Consider the following 16,040-nt stretch of genomic DNA (forward strand, 5'->3'; position numbering starts at 1 on the left):
CAATTCTTCTTCGTGTTGCCTTATTTTTATGTATTTTCTTGGCATAACAATGCCCCCCTTTGATAGTTTTTATTATACCATAGGAGGGCGATTTTTTCTATTGTCCGTTTTTACTGGACCTGTTCACTATTCGGGGGCTTTTCTATTCTTAGATGAAACTTGTTAAATTTGTATTTTTTTTAACAAGTTTTTCGAAATTTACTTGACAATTTCATAAAAAAGAGTAAAATAAAAGGAAAGGTTTTTTTTCGAGAATAAATATGTCTTTCATAAGTACCTGGATCATACTTATTGAATATTTATTTTCTCAAAGATTTTTATAAAATTTAATTTCGGCGTTAAATTGCGCCTAAGATGTGGAGGAGAAGAATTTATGGATCAATTAACAGCACTGATTAAGCAGGAAATTAAGAAGCAGTATAAAAGCGTAAGACAATTTACCACATACTTGGATATCCCCTACACCACCATTGCAAGTGCGCTGAAAAATGGTGTCGGCGGAACTGCTTATGATACCGTCACCAAAATATGTCAGGCATTGGATATTCAACTGATCAATTATCAAAACCCGGTTCTGATTAATCAGGACGTTTTGAATGTTTTGGAACGCTATAACTCTTTGGACGAAAAAGGAATGCATGTAGTTCGTACTGTATTGGAAATAGAAACCGCTCGATGCGCTGGACAACCCATTACCTCTGAATTTATTGAAAACGGAAAATAAATCAACTATTGATTTTTATATCATATTAGTACAACAAATTTTTAATGAACACACCAAAGGCTGTAAAAATTCTTTTGAAAAAGAATTTTTACAGCCTTTTATAGGCTCCAAACCCGTTACATGTCTTTGGTCAACATCCAGACAGCCATTTTGCTTTCTTCATTCCAAAGCTTCCCAGCGGAAGCATAATCGGTAACCAACAAATGCCCGCCATCTTTTAGCGGTATTTCCGCTTCAATTATATCGGGATAAGGCGCTTTTTGAGACACAGGTTCCAACGTTTGAATAAAACCGTCTTCATCAATTTTAATATCCACAGGATCATCTACACTATATCCCAAGCGGTTTTCCTGAGCAAGCATAATAGGCCCGCGGCGCAGGGCAACATGTCTATGTGCCAGCGGATCTTCTTCATCATAAGTAGGAACCATATAATTTTTACCCCATATTACTTTATTCATCAGTACCTGATTGCCATATGGAACAGGGAAAACAGCCTGTGTTCTCATATCAAATGTTATTTCAAGAACATCACCATCATGCCAAATCCGCCGGGAAGACAAATAGCCTTTTTTTGTTTCGATAGGAAGGCCATTAACAGCAAAGAAGGTTTCATTACTCCATCCCGGATTTCGCACAAGAATTTCCAACTGTTCTTCTCGTTCCATATGTAATCTAATTTGAATATTTCCAGATTTTGGGTATGTTGTTTGGGTTTCAAATACAATCTGCTGTCCTTCCGGTGTTTTTGTCCGAACTGTTCCATCGATAAAAAGAGAAATAGCAAACCCCTTCTCATTCCTAAGCAGCTGTAGCAATGGAACCACGCCAAATCCTGCCGCGCCAATACATGCACAACAGCCATAATAATGATGATCTGACATTTCTTTCAGACCTCCTACACCATTTCCCCGCGTCCCTGCAGTCAATGGACTATAGCTGTCAAAAGGAAGGGGTTCTAAAATCCAATCTGAATGCTCTTTACGAATTGAGGGTTCAATGACCTTTTCGGTATTCACCGCCCCCATGTAGGCATTATACAAAGAACACTCTACCGCATCCGCATACTTTGCATCTCCCGTCAGGATGGTCATCTGAGTAAAAAATTTCATCAAGGTCACTGTAACACAGGTTTCCTGCGCTATTTTTCCATTCGTGGTATTCGCCTGCCGCACAGAAGAATGATCGAACAATTCATGTGTACACCCACAACTCCCGATAACTGTAAAATCACTTTCTAAAATTTTATTTGCAAAATTTACAATTGCTGTCCTATATTTTTCAATTCCTGTTACCCTATAATAAGCCAGCAAGCCCTCAAAACAAGAAATCATTTCGTATGCTTTCGTCACCGGATATTGATATGGATACAGCTTGTCCTCATACGCAAGGCGAAAAATATTCTCTACATCTGTTCCGCCGCATTCCACAATATAAGATGCAAAATCAAAGTATTCCTGTTTTCCAGTCAAAGAATACAAATACACCACCGGCTCCAAAAGAGATGAGGAATTCAATCCGCGCCAATGCCGGGTCGCAGAAGTAATGGGACGTTTTCCCTCCTCTTCTTTTCCGATCCTCTGGATGATATAGTCAAGCTGTCTGCACATAGAATTCATAATTCGTCCAGATAAAGCTTCTTCTTTACAAATAGACAGGAAATACTGCATTCCAAGCAAAACATATTTCCGGCCCCAAATATCCCATCCATCAAATTCATGACTCACCGCATAACTGCTAATCCTTCCATTCTCTTCCTGATGAATCAGTAAATCTTCAACTGTATGTTTCAATACATTATATAATAATTGATTCTGTGTATAGCGATATATCATGCATGCGCCGCGCATCATTTTCCCCCAGTACTCTCCACGCCAGCCTGCATCAAAATCCGCATCTTCGTGGAACTGCTGTGCGAGACGTTTCCACAACTGTGTATCAAGAAGTTGAAACGATTCGACATATTTTATCATTTCATCTATGATCCCTATGTACTCACACTGCTTTGCATCATCCCGCAAAAAAAAATCCAATTTCCTCATTTTTTGTTCCTCATTTCCAAAAGCTATTTTCTGCATCATTTTCACCCTCCTTGCCTTAAAATAATATCATTAAAAAGTTCTTCACTATCCAGCGCCAAAGTAAAAGGGCCGTCATTGATCAACGAGATTTTCATATCAGCCCCAAAAACACCGCTTTGTGTTCGCCGAAAAAGCGATCTGCATCTTTCTAAAATATGTTCATAAATTTCCTTAGCGAATTGAGGCTCTCCCGCATGGACAAAGCTCGGTCGGTTCCCTTTTTTGCAGTCTGCATAAAGGGTGAATTGAGAAACCACCAAAATTTCACCACCCACTTGATCGATGCTCAAATTTGTTTTTCCCTGATGATCCTCAAAGATCCGCAGTTTTGCTGTCTTTTCAATCATTTTATCCGCAATTTCCTTGTTGTCATACTCAGAAACTCCCACCAGCAAAAGATACCCTTTTCCTATTTGTCCTTTGGTTTCACCATCTACTTCTACCTTTGCCTCAAGCACTCTTTGTAAAACAAATCTCATCTTTTTCTCCTCATAATACTTCATGATCATTTTTTGTATCGATCAGATCATGCCCGATCATCAACTAAATTCTTGCCAAAAGCAGGCATATTAAAGCGCCTAAAACAGCTATTACATTGTATCTGCACCAATATAAGGATATAACTCATTATAGCATATCACTTTGAAAATAACAATCATTTTTCCCACATATTTTGTTCACTTTTTTGCAGATAACAAAGCGGCCATGTTTTAAACATGACCGCTTCAAAAAGCCAAAGCGTTTTATGAGATCTTTTCCCAATCATATTGTTTTAAAGTTACTGTACAAAGTTCTGTACTGATTCTGCTGATTGTACATTTAAACCACACAAATATAAATAATAATTTGCATAAGTCGTATACATATAGGGCGCAAGCCACAGCATTCCGATGAAACAGAACGTTGATAATATTCCCCAGCCTATAAAGCTCAGCTCGAGAACAAAGTATTCCCATTTATGTCCGATCATCATTTGCTTGCTTTGCCGAATCGCATCCATAATACCAATTTCAGGATTGTCCGCCAAAATAAACATTGCCTGCGAATAACGAAAAGCAGCAATAATACCGGGCACAATCAACAGCAAAGACCAAAGGAAAACAAAAATGGCAATCATGATTTCTAGACCAATCACTTTAAGCAAATACCGAAATCCCCAAAAAATCTGGGAAATTTCAACCTGCTGCATTTTTGCCAAATTTAGAAAAAACCGCACTAAGCCGAGCATAAGCGCCGGCACAACCAGAATATAAAGTATCGTTGAAATCACATTAAGTACAGCGCCGCCCACTGCAAGACTTGAGGCGTTTCCTTGCTGACCGATAAGAGACAAAGAATTTCCCATACCCATAAACGCTCCGCAGGCACCTGCTATCACCAAAACGATCAGAGTGGCCAATACAGCCGGTGTCCATTTTCCGCTCAGCTGCTGTTTTGCAGCATTTTTCAATGTTGCTCGCAACATAAAAATTTCCTCCCTTTATACATGATTCTTTTCTTATACATATTTACTTGATATTTTTGAGAATAGAACCTTTTTTTAAAACGCTTTATTTGTATCAATGATGGAACAGACGGATACCCGTAAATGACATAGCCATACCAAACTTATTGCATGCCTCAATCACATTATCGTCACGTATGCTTCCACCTGGCTGAGCAATCACTGTAACACCGGATTTATGCGCCCGTTCAATATTGTCACCAAACGGGAAAAACGCATCAGAACCAAGGGCAACATCTGTATTTTTTGCCAACCATGCCTTCTGCTCCTCTTTTGTAAAAACGGGAGGTTTCACTTTAAAGGTTTTTTCCCAGACACCATCTGCTAAAACATCCATATATTCGTCAGAAATATAAACATCGATTGCATTGTCACGATCTGCACGCTTGATTCCATCCACAAACTGGAGATTCAGCACCTGAGGCGCTTGTCGAAGCCACCAAATATCTGCCTTATTGCCCGCCAGACGAGTACAATGAATTCTTGACTGTTGTCCAGCACCAATTCCAATAGCCTGCCCATCTTTCACATAGCACACGCTGTTTGACTGCGTATATTTCAACGTGATTAGCGCAATCATCAAATCTCTTTTCTGCTCCAAAGTTATCTCTTTTTTTTCAGTTACCACGTTTTCAAGCAACGATTCATTAATTTTTAAATTATTGCGTCCCTGTTCAAAAGTAATGCCAAAAACTTGTTTTCGTTCAATTTCAGCCGGAACGTAAGCAGGATCAATCTGAATAATATTATAATTTCCCTTCCTTTTTCCTTTTAGGATAGCAAGAGCTTCTTCTGTATAGCCAGGGGCAATGACACCATCAGACACTTCTTTTGCAATCAGCTGAGCCGTAGCAGTATCACAAACATCTGACAAAGAAATAAAATCACCAAAGGAAGACATACGGTCTGCGCCTCTTGCTCGCGCGTAAGCGTTTGCAAGGGGCGTCATCTCAATGCTTTCATCTACAAAATATATTTTCTTTAAGGTATCCGATAGTGGAAGGCCCACAGCTGCCCCAGCAGGGGAAACATGCTTAAACGAAGTGGCCGCCGGCAGGCCGGTTGCCTCTTTCAGTTCCTTCACCAGCTGCCATCCATTGAGCGCATCCAAAAGGTTAATGTATCCGGGCTTGCCGCAAAGCACTGTAAAAGGCAGTTCTCCTTCCTCGATAAAAACCCGTGACGGCTTCTGATTTGGATTACAGCCGTATTTTAATTCCATTTCTTTCATTCTATCTTTCCCCCTTATACGTTTTTATTGATAATTTTTGAAAACAGTTCCCCGGTTTCCAAGTCGATATACCGTACAAACAGTGACACTTTGTTCTCCTCGTTCAAGCTCTGCCACAAGGCATCTGCAAAGGCCTCATAATCATCGGGTATGGCAATTTGCTTTGGTTCTCCTTCAAAGCTGGGCAGAGGATCACCATCCTGCATATAGGTATGAATAAAATGTCCCTGTCCTGCCACAGGATTGTGATAACTGAACGTATATCTGCGACAGGAATCCGGATTTCCATCCGCGCTTTTTAAAATAGACAAAGCATAGTTAAATCCATTGCCTTCTCTGTGAATAATTCCGGAGATTCTAGGCGTATAATTCGGCGCATCCGGCTCAAACTCTCGGGTGCGAAGGGATTGTTCAAAGGTCATCTGCCGGTCCATCAATTCATAAATGGTATCGGTCTGATCCCCATTGGTTACAATGGTTTTTGTTCCCAAAACACGTACCGGAGCATAAATAATCAAAGAAGGATCCTCTAATTTGGAAGGATCAAAAGCTTGAGTACGAATGCCATCACCATCTTCTACAAAAATACGGTTCCGGCTATTAGAACTTCTTCCCATAATAAAATAAGCTGCAGCCGCAAATTTTCCATTGGCAGATTTACCGAGAATAATTCCCCTGCCAGGATAACTGTTATTTTTCAATTCTTCACAGATATCAATTGTTTTCAAAATAAATTCCTTCTTTCTCTTATATTTTAAACATGCACTTTTCCGCTGCAAACCAATTCAACTGCTTCCGGAAGAATTTTCCATTCTGCCTCTTCCATGACTCGCTTCTGCAGCGTTTCAGGCGTGTCTTCTTCCAAAACATCAACCGCCTTCTGTAAGATAATTTTCCCGCCGTCTGTAATTTCATTCACAAAATGTACCGTAGCACCTGTCACCTTGACGCCATAGTCAAGCGCCGCCCGGTGTACTTTCAGCCCATAAAAGCCATCTCCGCAGAAGGACGGGATTAACGAGGGATGCACATTTAAAATGCGGTCTTTGTAAACTAATAAAAAACTATCCCCGAGAATTGCCAAGAATCCGGCAAGTACAACAACATCCACCTGCATTTTCTGAAGGTATGCACAAAGAGCTGCATCAAAAGCATCAGAAGAACCGCATTCCTTCTTCGTAATTACATGTGCATCAATTCCAGCATTTTCAGCTCTGGTCAGTGCATAAACCCCCGGCTTGTTGGAAACCACGGTCACGATTCTGCCGCTGTGGATAATACCAGATTTTTGGGCATCAATCAAGGCTTGCAGATTCGTTCCGCCACCGGAAACCAAAACACCGATATTCAGCATATTTCCACTCCTTTTTCACCACAGGTAATTTCTCCAACCACAGAAGCCTCTTCTCCGGCATTTTTTACTGCCGCAATAGCCTTGTCCGCCTGGTCAGCAGGAACGGCAAACATCAGACCAATTCCCATATTATAGGTGTTAAACATATCCTGTTCCGAAACATGCCCCAAATCCTGAATCATACGGAATATAGGTAGAACCTCAAAACTATTTTTCTCTATTTTTGCACGTGTGCCTTCTTTCAGCATCCGCGGAATATTTTCAATAAATCCACCGCCAGTAATGTGGGAAACCGCACGTACATCTGTCGCCTCAATCGCAGCAATCAAAGGCTTTACATAAATTTTCGTCGGCGTCAACAATGCCTCGCCGATGGTCATACCCAGTTCCTCGCTATATTCATGCATTCTTTTTGCGCATTCCGGGCTATCATCAATCCTGAAAATTTTTCTCACCAAAGAATAGCCGTTAGAATGCACACCGGAGGATTTCACTCCTATAATCACATTGCCTGCTTCCAACCGAGACCCATCAATAATTTTGTCTTTATCTACAATTCCGACCGAAAAGCCTGCAAGATCATATTCGTCCGGGGCATAAAATCCGGGCATTTCTGCTGTTTCACCGCCGATCAAGGCACATCCCGCTTGAACACAGCCATCAGCAACTCCCTTTACAATATTCGCTACCCGTTCCGGCACGTTTTTCCCTACTGCAATGTAATCCAGGAAAAACAAAGGTTTTGCACCGCCGCAGGCAATGTCATTAACGCACATGGCTACACAGTCTTGACCAACTGTATCATGCTTATCCATTACAAAAGCCAGCTTCAATTTAGTTCCCACACCATCTGTTCCGGAAACCAATACAGGATTTTGATACCCCGCACCAATCTCAAACAATCCTCCAAAGCCGCCGATACCAGAAATCACACCCGGAATATTCGTCCGCTTTACATGTTCTTTCATTAGTTCGACTGCTTTATATCCGGCCTCCACATCTACACCCGCACTTTTATACGCCTGACTCATAGTATTTTCTCCTCCGCTGTTTTATATTTCATTACAGATTTTTCAATTCTTCCTGTAGTTTGGCATCTTTTTCCATAACTGCCGCAGCCATATCCTCTTTAAACTTTTCAAGTCTCTTTTCTAAATCCGGATCCGCCAAAGCCAGCATCTGTACCGCTAAAATCCCCGCGTTATCCGCTCCGTTCACCGCCACGGTAGCCACAGGAATACCTGACGGCATTTGGACCATAGATAAAAGGGAATCAAGTCCATCCATCAAGGAAGATTTGATTGGCAGTGCAATCACCGGTAAAGTGGTATATGCCGCAATCACACCACCCAAATGTGCTGCTTTTCCCGCTGCAGCAATAATCACCTTAATTCCACGTTCTTTCGCCGTTTTTGCAAAATTTTCCGCCTGATTTGGTGTTCTGTGTGCAGAAATCACATGTGCTTCATAGGTAACATCAAATTGTTTTAACTGTTCGATCGCACCTTTTACCACTGGTAAATCCGAATTGCTTCCCATTATAATTGCTACTTGTGCCATTTTTTATCTCCTTCTCTGTTCTTTATATTAAAAAATCATCTGCTGTTTTCTGCTGCTGAGAATAAATTGCCGATTCCTTTCCACGGCGGTAGACAATTTGACCATCCACCATGGTATATGCCACATCATTTCCCCGGGCGGCATATACCAAATTGGACACCGTATTGTGGTTCGGCATCAGATGGGGCGAGTGGAAGTCCACCAGAATCAAATCGGCCAAATACCCTTCCTTCAGCATGCCCAAATCATCATATCCCAAGGCTTTCGCCCCATTGACAGTAGCCATCTTCAAAACCTCCCACGCAGGAAGCACGGTCGGGTTTCTTAAAACCCCTTTATGAAGAATGCCGCACAGCTTCATCTCTTCAAACATATCAAGATTGTTGTTGCTGGAAGCCCCGTCGGTCCCCAGCGCCACGCAGATGCCTTTTTCTATCAATTTTGGTATCTCAGCCACGCCGGATGCCAGCTTGAGATTGCTGGTTGGATTATGTACCACAGCCGCATGGTTCTTCTTTAGGATATCCATATCCTCGTCAGAAAGCCAAACGCCGTGCGCCGCTGTAAGCGGAATCGAAAACAGGCCGCACGCTTCCATCAGCTGCGTGGGACTCTTACCATAGTCCCGCTGACAATCTTCATTTTCCGTCAAGGTTTCTGACAGATGTGTATGCAAGCGCAGTCCGTATTCCTTTGCAAACGCAGCGCAGCGGCGCAGAGTTTCCGGCTTGCAGGTATAAACCGCATGGGGAGAAATACCGACACGCAGTCTACCGCTGCCATTTTTCACCTGTTCGATCAACCGCTCGGTCTTTTCCAGTTTTACATCCAATACAGCATCGGTAATCCCTTCATTCAAAACGCCGCGAATGCCCAAAAGTTCTGCAGCACGTGCTGTCTCTTCCTGGAAAAAATACATATCATGAAAGCAAGTCGTCCCGCTTGCCAGCATTTCCATGATGCCAATCAAACTGCCGTGATAAACCTGTTCCGGCGTTAAAGTATCCTCAAAGGGAAAAATTTTTTGAAACAGCCAGTCCTGCAAATTCATATCATCCGCATAGCTGCGTAAAAGAGTCATGGCAATATGGGTATGGGCATTGACCAAACCGGGCATTGCCGCCATCCCTCCGCCGTTTATCACATGATCAAAATGTCCTGGGGGTTTTTGAGTTCCTACATAAGCAATTCGGTTTCCTTCCACCGCAATATAGGCCTGAGGGATCACACCAAGTTCGTCACACATGGTCACGGCTGTTACATCATAAATCAAAATGCTCATTTTGCATACCTCATCTTTTCGGTTGTCCAATTTTTTATTTTGCTGTAATAGCGTTCTGCCTCCTGCTTTGCCAGCCCAAGATCCAGATTTCTATAATTGCCGCACTCGATTTCGCTGTTCCCTGGCATGGGGCCTGTATACTGCTGAATCTCTTTCAGAATTTCCAGGATCAGCTGCAGATTTGCTTCGTGGTCCAAGCTGCGCATCAACAGATAAAAGCCGGTTTGACATCCCATAGGGCCAAAATAAATAACATCTTCACCGGACGAGGAATTCCGTACCAGCGTGGCAAAAATATGTTCCAAAGAGTGCATAGCGGCATTGGACAGCAAATCTCCTGTATTGGGGATCCGCATCCTGAGGTCATAAGTCGCAATATCCCCGTCAATACGGGAAATATACACCCCTTCCTTGAGCTTTCTATGATCCACCGTAAAGCTTGCTATGGTCTTCAAATTTTCCTCACCACCTTGATGATCAGCTGTTTTAAACGCTCTTTGAGCTTTTCTTCTGCCTGCGCAATGACCTCCTGATTCATCCCGCCATCTTTCATTCCCGCCGCCATGTTGGTCACGCAGGAAAGCCCCAGCACCTGCATGCCACAGTGCGCCGCTGTAATCACTTCCGGCACGGTAGACATCCCCACCAGATCGGCTCCTAAAGCACGAAGCATTCGAATCTCTGCCGGGGTCTCAAACTGCGGACCGCCCATATAGGCATACACTCCTTCCAGAAGCGTCAGACCCATTTCCGCCGCAGCCGCATGAGCCGCCGCCTTTAGTGCGGGATGGTAGGCTTGCGTCATGTCAAAAAACCGGCTCCCCAGAGCGTCTGGATTTTTTCCCCGCAAAGGGCTGTCTGCCGTCATCTTAATATGATCCGTAATCAAGACGATCTGCCCGGGAAAATAATTTTCACAAATGCCGCCGGATGCATTGGTCACGATCAGCTTTTCTATGCCAAGCATGTGCATTGCCTGCACAGGAACAGCCAGCTGTGCCATCGAATACCCTTCATAAAAATGCACCCTACCCTGCATGATCAGCACTGACTTGCCAGCAATCTTTCCTGAAACAAATCTTCCCGCATGCCCTGAAACCGTAGATACAGGAAAGTTTGGTATCTCGCTATAAGGTACCACGACAGGATCTTCTGCTGCTTCCGCCGCCTGTCCAAGTCCGGTTCCCAGTATGATCCCGATTTTTGCATCCGTTCCAACTCTTCTTTTTAAATATTCTGTCGCTTCTTGATACATCATACTGCCCCTTTATCAAAAATTTCATTTCACCTTTCATCAGCAGGTGTAACCGGTATATAGCCTGTTTCTTCTAAAAGTTTTTGCCCGTCCGCAGAAAGCATCCACTCCAAAAGAGCCGCAAGATTAGGATTTTCCCCGCCGGCTGTAACTGCATACATCTCTGAAAGGAGTGGATAACTGCCGTTTTGCATGGTTTCCTGTGTGGGCATCACGCCATTGATCTTCAATAGTTTTACCGGAACATGGTCCGGTATTTTCATCGCATCATCAAAATACGCATAACCGATTGCGTTTTTCTCATTCCTGTATGGATGCGGCATAGGATCCATCGCCTTTTTCATCATCTGCGGCTGTACAGGGTCCATCCCATCAAGAAGGTTTTCCATCGTATAAAACGACGGCAATATTTGACGGGATTGATATGTATGGATCGGAGCATCTTTGCCCCCCACCTGTGTCCAATCGGTGACTGCACCGGAATAAATGTCCCGTATCTGTTCCACACTGAGATCATCAACGGGATTTTTCTCATGGGTCATGAAAACCAACCCTTTTTTTCCAATCGGTGTAATTTGCAAAGAAATTCCTTTTTGAGCCGCTTCTTCTAAAAAAGAATTGGGAAGTTCCTTCAAAAAGATCAAATCTGCTTTTCCGTCAAGCAGTTGATAAAATGCAGCGTACAAACCGGAAGATACCACCAATTTCTTTTTTTCTGTCTCTGGATACAACACTTCTGCCGCAGAAGCATAGAACGGGAAACTCCCTTCATCTCCATCAATTTTTGGCAAAGGCTCTTTCCAGGCGATGGGGTTCTCCTGTCCAAATTCGTCTTTTCTGACAGAAGGCATATATTGATAATGTCCCGTGTTTGCAAATTCCAATTCTTCCGTAAACACCCAAACCGAATCAAAGGATAAATACCAAGCCGGAACAACGGCGCACAACACGCAAAAACTTCCAAGCAGGGTCATGATTCCCCTGTTTCTTTTTTTCAAAAGAAACAGCAGTAAATACCCAAAAACACACACGCATTCCAATATCAAAGAATTGCACAATAATTTTGTATATGGAAACTCTGAAAAAGACGCTTGAAACACGGCAAGCAAGCAGCAGACTGCGATAAAGGCGAAGCAGCCGATACAAACGACCGCTTTCAGCCATCTATGCCGCACATTCTGCACAGCCGCTATCAATAAAAAGCTCAAAGCAAACGCTCCCAAAAGCATCCAGATACTTTCCATATCCTCCGCCTCCCTCAAAAGGGGTCCACTTCTTATTTGAAGTAGTTGACACCGGATGCAAAGATCTTTTGATCCTTGTTCCCGGGAATATTTTGAAATACGCCGACCTTAAACCGCTCCGAATGCCCCATTTTTCCTAAAATACGGCCGTCTTTGCTGGTGATCCCTTCGATCGCATAATACGAACCGTTGGGGTTATACGGCATCTCATAGGTTGGGTTTCCATTGGGATCCACATACTGCGTTGCGACCTGTCCGTTTTTCTCCATTTCTGCAATGACCTCCGGGCTTGCCACAAACCGCCCTTCACCATGAGACACTGCGATTTGATGGATCTCGCCCAGACTGACACCGCTAAACCACGGAGATTTGACCGAAGCGATCCGGGTGGATACCATCTGAGAAACATGGCGCCCGATGGTGTTAAATGTCAGCGTCGGGCAGGTATCATCCACTTTACGGATCTCACCGTAAGGCACCAGGCCAAGTTTGATCAGTGCCTGGAATCCATTACAGATTCCCAGCATCAATCCATCACGCTGATATAAAAGTTCCATGACCGCTTCTTTGACACGTTCGTTTTCAAAGGCGGCCTTAATAAACTTTCCAGAGCCATCCGGTTCGTCACCGCCGCTGAATCCGCCGGGAAGCATGATGATCTGCGCATTCTGAATGGATTGCACAAAGCGGGAAATGGAATCTTCGATATGCTCCGGTTTCAGATTTTTGAAAATCTGTACATCAGCGATCCCGCCGGCTCTCTCAAAAGCCCTTGCGGAATCGTATTCGCAGTTGGTACCAGGAAAGGCCGGAATAAAGATCCTTGGTTTTGCAAAACTGGTTTTGGGCTGGATATGACAGCGCTCGCCATAGGCAAAGGTTTTCATACCCACATCTTCATAGGGTGCCTTAGTGGCAAACACCTCTTCCAGCGGTTTCTGCCATACCGCCATAATCTCAGAAAGTGCAATTTTTTCGCCTTCTATTGTCACTTCCGGTTCCTCTGTGGTATGTCCAAGCTTGACCACATCAACCAAATTCCCCATAAAGCCGGTGGCGCCAAGACCCTTGACCTCTACCACAACACTGCCGTAAGCCGCAGTGAACAAATCGCTTTTATCACAGCAATCCGTAAAAGCAAAACCAATCTGATTGCCAAATCCCATCTTCAAAACCGCTTCCATGACGCCGCCATAGCCAACTGCCCAGACAGACTGCACCAATTGGGTTTTGGTGTCCGAAATCATCATATAAAGCATGTCATAAAGCGCTTTTAAGCTTTCAAAATCCGGAATACCGTTTTCTCCGTATTTTGGCTTAATCCAAAATACCAGGTTGTTGCTTCCCTTAAATTCGGAAGAAACCGCATGTTTTGCATTCAGCGGTGCCACCGCAAAGGAAGTCAGGGTCGGCGGTACGTCAATATCATTAAAGGAACCAGACATACTGTCCTTTCCGCCGATAGCCGCAATGCCCAGCTTTTCCTGTACGTAGTATCCGCCAAGCAAAGCCGAAAGCGGTTTACCCCACCGCATGGGATCTGTTCCCAAACGCTCAAAATACTCTTGAAATGTGAGGTAAATATCTTTATAATCTGCACCGGCGCAAACCGCCCGTGTCACCGAATCAACCACAGCGCACACAGCACCAAGGAAAGGATTGGCTTTAGAAATCTTAGGATTATACCCAAATGCCATTACCGTGCCGGTATTGGTTTCCTTATGCAGTACCGGAAGCAGCGCCACCATGTTCTGCTGGGGTGTCATTTGTGTTTTACCTCCAAAGGGCATAAATACACTGCCCGCACCAATGGTACTGTCAAAACGCTCTGCCAGCCCTTTCTGAGACGCCACATTTAAATCACTCATCAAACTCATTAACTTTTCACGCCAGCTTTCACCGGAAGGAACAAAACGGAATAAATCAGCATCGTAATTTCCAGCAGGCACAGTCACATCATGATGCTTTTCCGCACCGTTGGTATTCAGGAAATCCCGGCTGATATCACAAATCGTCTTTCCACGCCACTGCATAACCAAACGATTGCTGTCGTTGACCTTTGCCACAACCACAGCTTCCAGATTTTCGGCATCCGCTTCCTGAATAAATCGATCTGCATCAGCGGCCCGTACAACAACCGCCATTCTTTCCTGTGATTCAGAAATGGCAAGTTCTGTTCCGTCAAGCCCCTCGTATTTTTTTGGCACCTTATCCAGGTCGATCGAAAGTCCATCGGCCAATTCACCGATTGCCACCGAAACGCCGCCGGCACCAAAATCGTTGCACCGCCTGATCATATGAGCGACTTCCTTTTTGCGGAATAAACGCTGCAGCTTCCGTTCCACCGGGGCATTTCCCTTCTGCACTTCTGCGCCGCAGGTTTCAAGAGAACTGTCGTTATGCGCTTTTGAAGAGCCGGTTGCGCCGCCGCAGCCGTCTCTGCCTGTCATTCCGCCAAGCAAGATCACCACGTCTCCGGGCTCAGGAACTTCACGGATCACATTTTCTTTCGGCGCCGCCGCAATGACTGCACCAATCTCCATTCTCTTTGCCACATAGCCTTCATCATAAATTTCTGTTACCTGGCCGGTAGCAAGTCCGATCTGATTTCCATAGGAACTATATCCTTGTGCGGCACCCACCGTAATTTTCCGCTGGGGCAATTTTCCTTTCATAGTATCCTTTAATGTTGTCCTAGGATCTCCCGATCCGGTAACCCGCATAGCTTGATAAACATAGGAACGGCCTGAAAGAGGATCCCTGATAGCACCGCCCAAGCAGGTCGCGGCACCACCGAAAGGCTCGATCTCGGTGGGATGATTATGGGTTTCGTTTTTAAACATGACCAGCCATTTTTCATGCGTACCATCTGTCATTTCCACATCAACTTCAATGCTGCAGGCATTGATTTCCTCTGACTCGTCAAGCGCCTTGAGCAAGCCGCGTTTTTTCAGTTCTTTTCCCGCAATGGTAGCAATATCCATCAGACAAATATTCTTTTTTCTGTCTCCGTATACGTATTTTCTTGACTTTAAATATGCCTCATATACATTGGAAACCAGCGGATCCTGAATCGTGACTCGATCCAAAATAGTAGAAAATGTTGTATGACGGCAATGGTCGGACCAATAGGTATCGATCATTCGTATTTCTGTGATGGAGGGATTTCTGCCTTCCGTTTCTTTAAAATATTTCTGACAGAATTTGATGTCGTCCAAATCCATGGCAAGCCCCATATCTGCCATCATTTGCTTTAAACCGTCTTCTCCTAAATCAATAAAACCATTTAATATTTTGACATCGGCGGGAACTTCCAATTTTTCTTCCAGAGTATCTGGCTTTTCCATACTTGCCAGACGGGACTCCACAGGGTTGACGCAGTAATGCTCTGCGGCTTTTAAATCCGCATCATCGATTTCACCCAGCAGGACAACGATCTTGGCGGTCCGCACCCTCGGCTTTTCGCCTCCGGTCATAATCTGCACGCACTGCGCTGCACTATCTGCCCTTTGGTCAAACTGTCCCGGGAGATATTCCATAGCAAAATATTTTCCCTCTGGAATTTCCAAGTTTTCCATTACCAGCTGATCCACCTGCGGCTCTGCAAACACCGTTGGCTTGACCAGCTCCAGCTCTGCATCACTGATTCCTTCTACATCATATCGATTGATCATCCGAACCCCAGTAAGGGCGGACAGTCCCAGGTTGTCCTTCAAATCGTGATACATCGCACGAGCTTCTATGTCAAAGCCCTTCTTCTTTTCTACGAACAATCGTTTTATGCTCATTCCCACCGCTCCGTTTC

Annotated in this window: 14 protein-coding genes; 1 reads left to right on the forward strand and 13 read right to left on the reverse strand. The window is 44.1% G+C overall.

The features are described 5' to 3' along the window. The first annotated feature begins 373 nt into the window (after positions 1–373). Positions 374–724, forward strand: a complete 351-nt coding sequence (locus INF28_RS02135; protein WP_226391830.1) for a hypothetical protein — start codon at positions 374–376, stop codon at positions 722–724. A 116-nt stretch (positions 725–840) separates the two neighbouring features. On the opposite strand, the gene INF28_RS02140 is transcribed toward INF28_RS02135, so the two are convergent. From INF28_RS02140 to INF28_RS02200, 13 genes are all read right to left on the reverse strand, one after another. Next, the gene (locus tag INF28_RS02140; protein WP_226391831.1) at positions 841–2,805 is read right to left on the reverse strand and encodes a beta-L-arabinofuranosidase domain-containing protein; all 1,965 of its coding nucleotides are present in this window, start codon (positions 2,803–2,805) and stop codon (positions 841–843) included. Between the two features lie 2 nt (positions 2,806–2,807). Beyond that, a complete protein-coding gene (gene dtd, locus INF28_RS02145) occupies positions 2,808–3,284 on the reverse strand; it encodes a D-aminoacyl-tRNA deacylase (protein ID WP_226391832.1) in 477 nt (158 codons plus the stop codon). A gap of 299 nt (positions 3,285–3,583) precedes the next feature. After that, positions 3,584–4,270, reverse strand: coding sequence for a DUF975 family protein (locus INF28_RS02150; RefSeq protein WP_226391833.1), 687 nt, complete (start codon positions 4,268–4,270; stop codon positions 3,584–3,586). Between the two features lie 94 nt (positions 4,271–4,364). Then, on the reverse strand, positions 4,365–5,540 hold the full coding sequence (locus INF28_RS02155; RefSeq protein ID WP_226391834.1) for a phosphoribosylaminoimidazolecarboxamide formyltransferase: 1,176 nt from the start codon (positions 5,538–5,540) through the stop codon (positions 4,365–4,367). 14 nt (positions 5,541–5,554) lie between these two features. Continuing rightward, positions 5,555–6,268, reverse strand: coding sequence for an IMP cyclohydrolase (locus INF28_RS02160; RefSeq protein ID WP_226391835.1), 714 nt, complete (start codon positions 6,266–6,268; stop codon positions 5,555–5,557). 26 nt (positions 6,269–6,294) lie between these two features. Next, the gene (gene purN, locus INF28_RS02165; RefSeq protein ID WP_226391836.1) at positions 6,295–6,894 is read right to left on the reverse strand and encodes a phosphoribosylglycinamide formyltransferase; all 600 of its coding nucleotides are present in this window, start codon (positions 6,892–6,894) and stop codon (positions 6,295–6,297) included. Then, the gene (gene purM, locus INF28_RS02170) at positions 6,888–7,925 is read right to left on the reverse strand and encodes a phosphoribosylformylglycinamidine cyclo-ligase (protein ID WP_226391837.1); all 1,038 of its coding nucleotides are present in this window, start codon (positions 7,923–7,925) and stop codon (positions 6,888–6,890) included. The genes purN and purM overlap by 7 nt, the downstream gene beginning before the upstream one ends. A 31-nt stretch (positions 7,926–7,956) precedes the next feature. Next, complete coding sequence (gene purE, locus INF28_RS02175; protein ID WP_226391838.1) at positions 7,957–8,454, reverse strand: 5-(carboxyamino)imidazole ribonucleotide mutase; 498 nt, start codon at positions 8,452–8,454, stop codon at positions 7,957–7,959. A 22-nt stretch (positions 8,455–8,476) separates the two neighbouring features. Further along, positions 8,477–9,736 (reverse strand): amidohydrolase, encoded by a 1,260-nt coding sequence (locus INF28_RS02180; protein ID WP_226391839.1) that lies wholly within the window; start codon positions 9,734–9,736, stop codon positions 8,477–8,479. Further along, on the reverse strand, positions 9,733–10,191 hold the full coding sequence (locus tag INF28_RS02185) for an S-ribosylhomocysteine lyase (RefSeq protein ID WP_226391840.1): 459 nt from the start codon (positions 10,189–10,191) through the stop codon (positions 9,733–9,735). The genes INF28_RS02180 and INF28_RS02185 overlap by 4 nt, the downstream gene beginning before the upstream one ends. Further along, positions 10,188–10,994, reverse strand: coding sequence for a purine-nucleoside phosphorylase (locus INF28_RS02190; protein ID WP_226391841.1), 807 nt, complete (start codon positions 10,992–10,994; stop codon positions 10,188–10,190). The genes INF28_RS02185 and INF28_RS02190 overlap by 4 nt, the downstream gene beginning before the upstream one ends. Before the next feature lie 26 nt (positions 10,995–11,020). Next, positions 11,021–12,235, reverse strand: a complete 1,215-nt coding sequence (locus INF28_RS02195; protein WP_226391842.1) for a PstS family phosphate ABC transporter substrate-binding protein — start codon at positions 12,233–12,235, stop codon at positions 11,021–11,023. Between the two features lie 32 nt (positions 12,236–12,267). Further along, a complete protein-coding gene (locus INF28_RS02200; RefSeq protein ID WP_226391843.1) occupies positions 12,268–16,023 on the reverse strand; it encodes a phosphoribosylformylglycinamidine synthase in 3,756 nt (1,251 codons plus the stop codon). Between the last annotated feature and the right edge of the window lie 17 nt (positions 16,024–16,040).

Source organism: Ructibacterium gallinarum (genome assembly GCF_014982785.1).
Taxonomy (GTDB): Bacteria; Bacillota; Clostridia; order Monoglobales; family Monoglobaceae; genus Ructibacterium; species Ructibacterium gallinarum.

Coding starts and splice junctions, on each gene's coding strand:
- INF28_RS02135 (WP_226391830.1), top strand. CDS start 374: ATGGATCAATTAACAGCACTGATTAAGCAGGAAATTAAGAAGCAGTAT.
- INF28_RS02155 (WP_226391834.1), bottom strand. CDS start 5,540: ATGAAAGAAATGGAATTAAAATACGGCTGTAATCCAAATCAGAAGCCG.
- purN (WP_226391836.1), bottom strand. CDS start 6,894: ATGCTGAATATCGGTGTTTTGGTTTCCGGTGGCGGAACGAATCTGCAA.
- INF28_RS02190 (WP_226391841.1), bottom strand. CDS start 10,994: ATGATGTATCAAGAAGCGACAGAATATTTAAAAAGAAGAGTTGGAACG.
- INF28_RS02180 (WP_226391839.1), bottom strand. CDS start 9,736: ATGAGCATTTTGATTTATGATGTAACAGCCGTGACCATGTGTGACGAA.
- dtd (WP_226391832.1), bottom strand. CDS start 3,284: ATGAGATTTGTTTTACAAAGAGTGCTTGAGGCAAAGGTAGAAGTAGAT.
- INF28_RS02195 (WP_226391842.1), bottom strand. CDS start 12,235: ATGGAAAGTATCTGGATGCTTTTGGGAGCGTTTGCTTTGAGCTTTTTA.
- INF28_RS02140 (WP_226391831.1), bottom strand. CDS start 2,805: ATGATGCAGAAAATAGCTTTTGGAAATGAGGAACAAAAAATGAGGAAA.
- INF28_RS02150 (WP_226391833.1), bottom strand. CDS start 4,270: ATGTTGCGAGCAACATTGAAAAATGCTGCAAAACAGCAGCTGAGCGGA.
- purE (WP_226391838.1), bottom strand. CDS start 8,454: ATGGCACAAGTAGCAATTATAATGGGAAGCAATTCGGATTTACCAGTG.
- purM (WP_226391837.1), bottom strand. CDS start 7,925: ATGAGTCAGGCGTATAAAAGTGCGGGTGTAGATGTGGAGGCCGGATAT.
- INF28_RS02200 (WP_226391843.1), bottom strand. CDS start 16,023: ATGAGCATAAAACGATTGTTCGTAGAAAAGAAGAAGGGCTTTGACATA.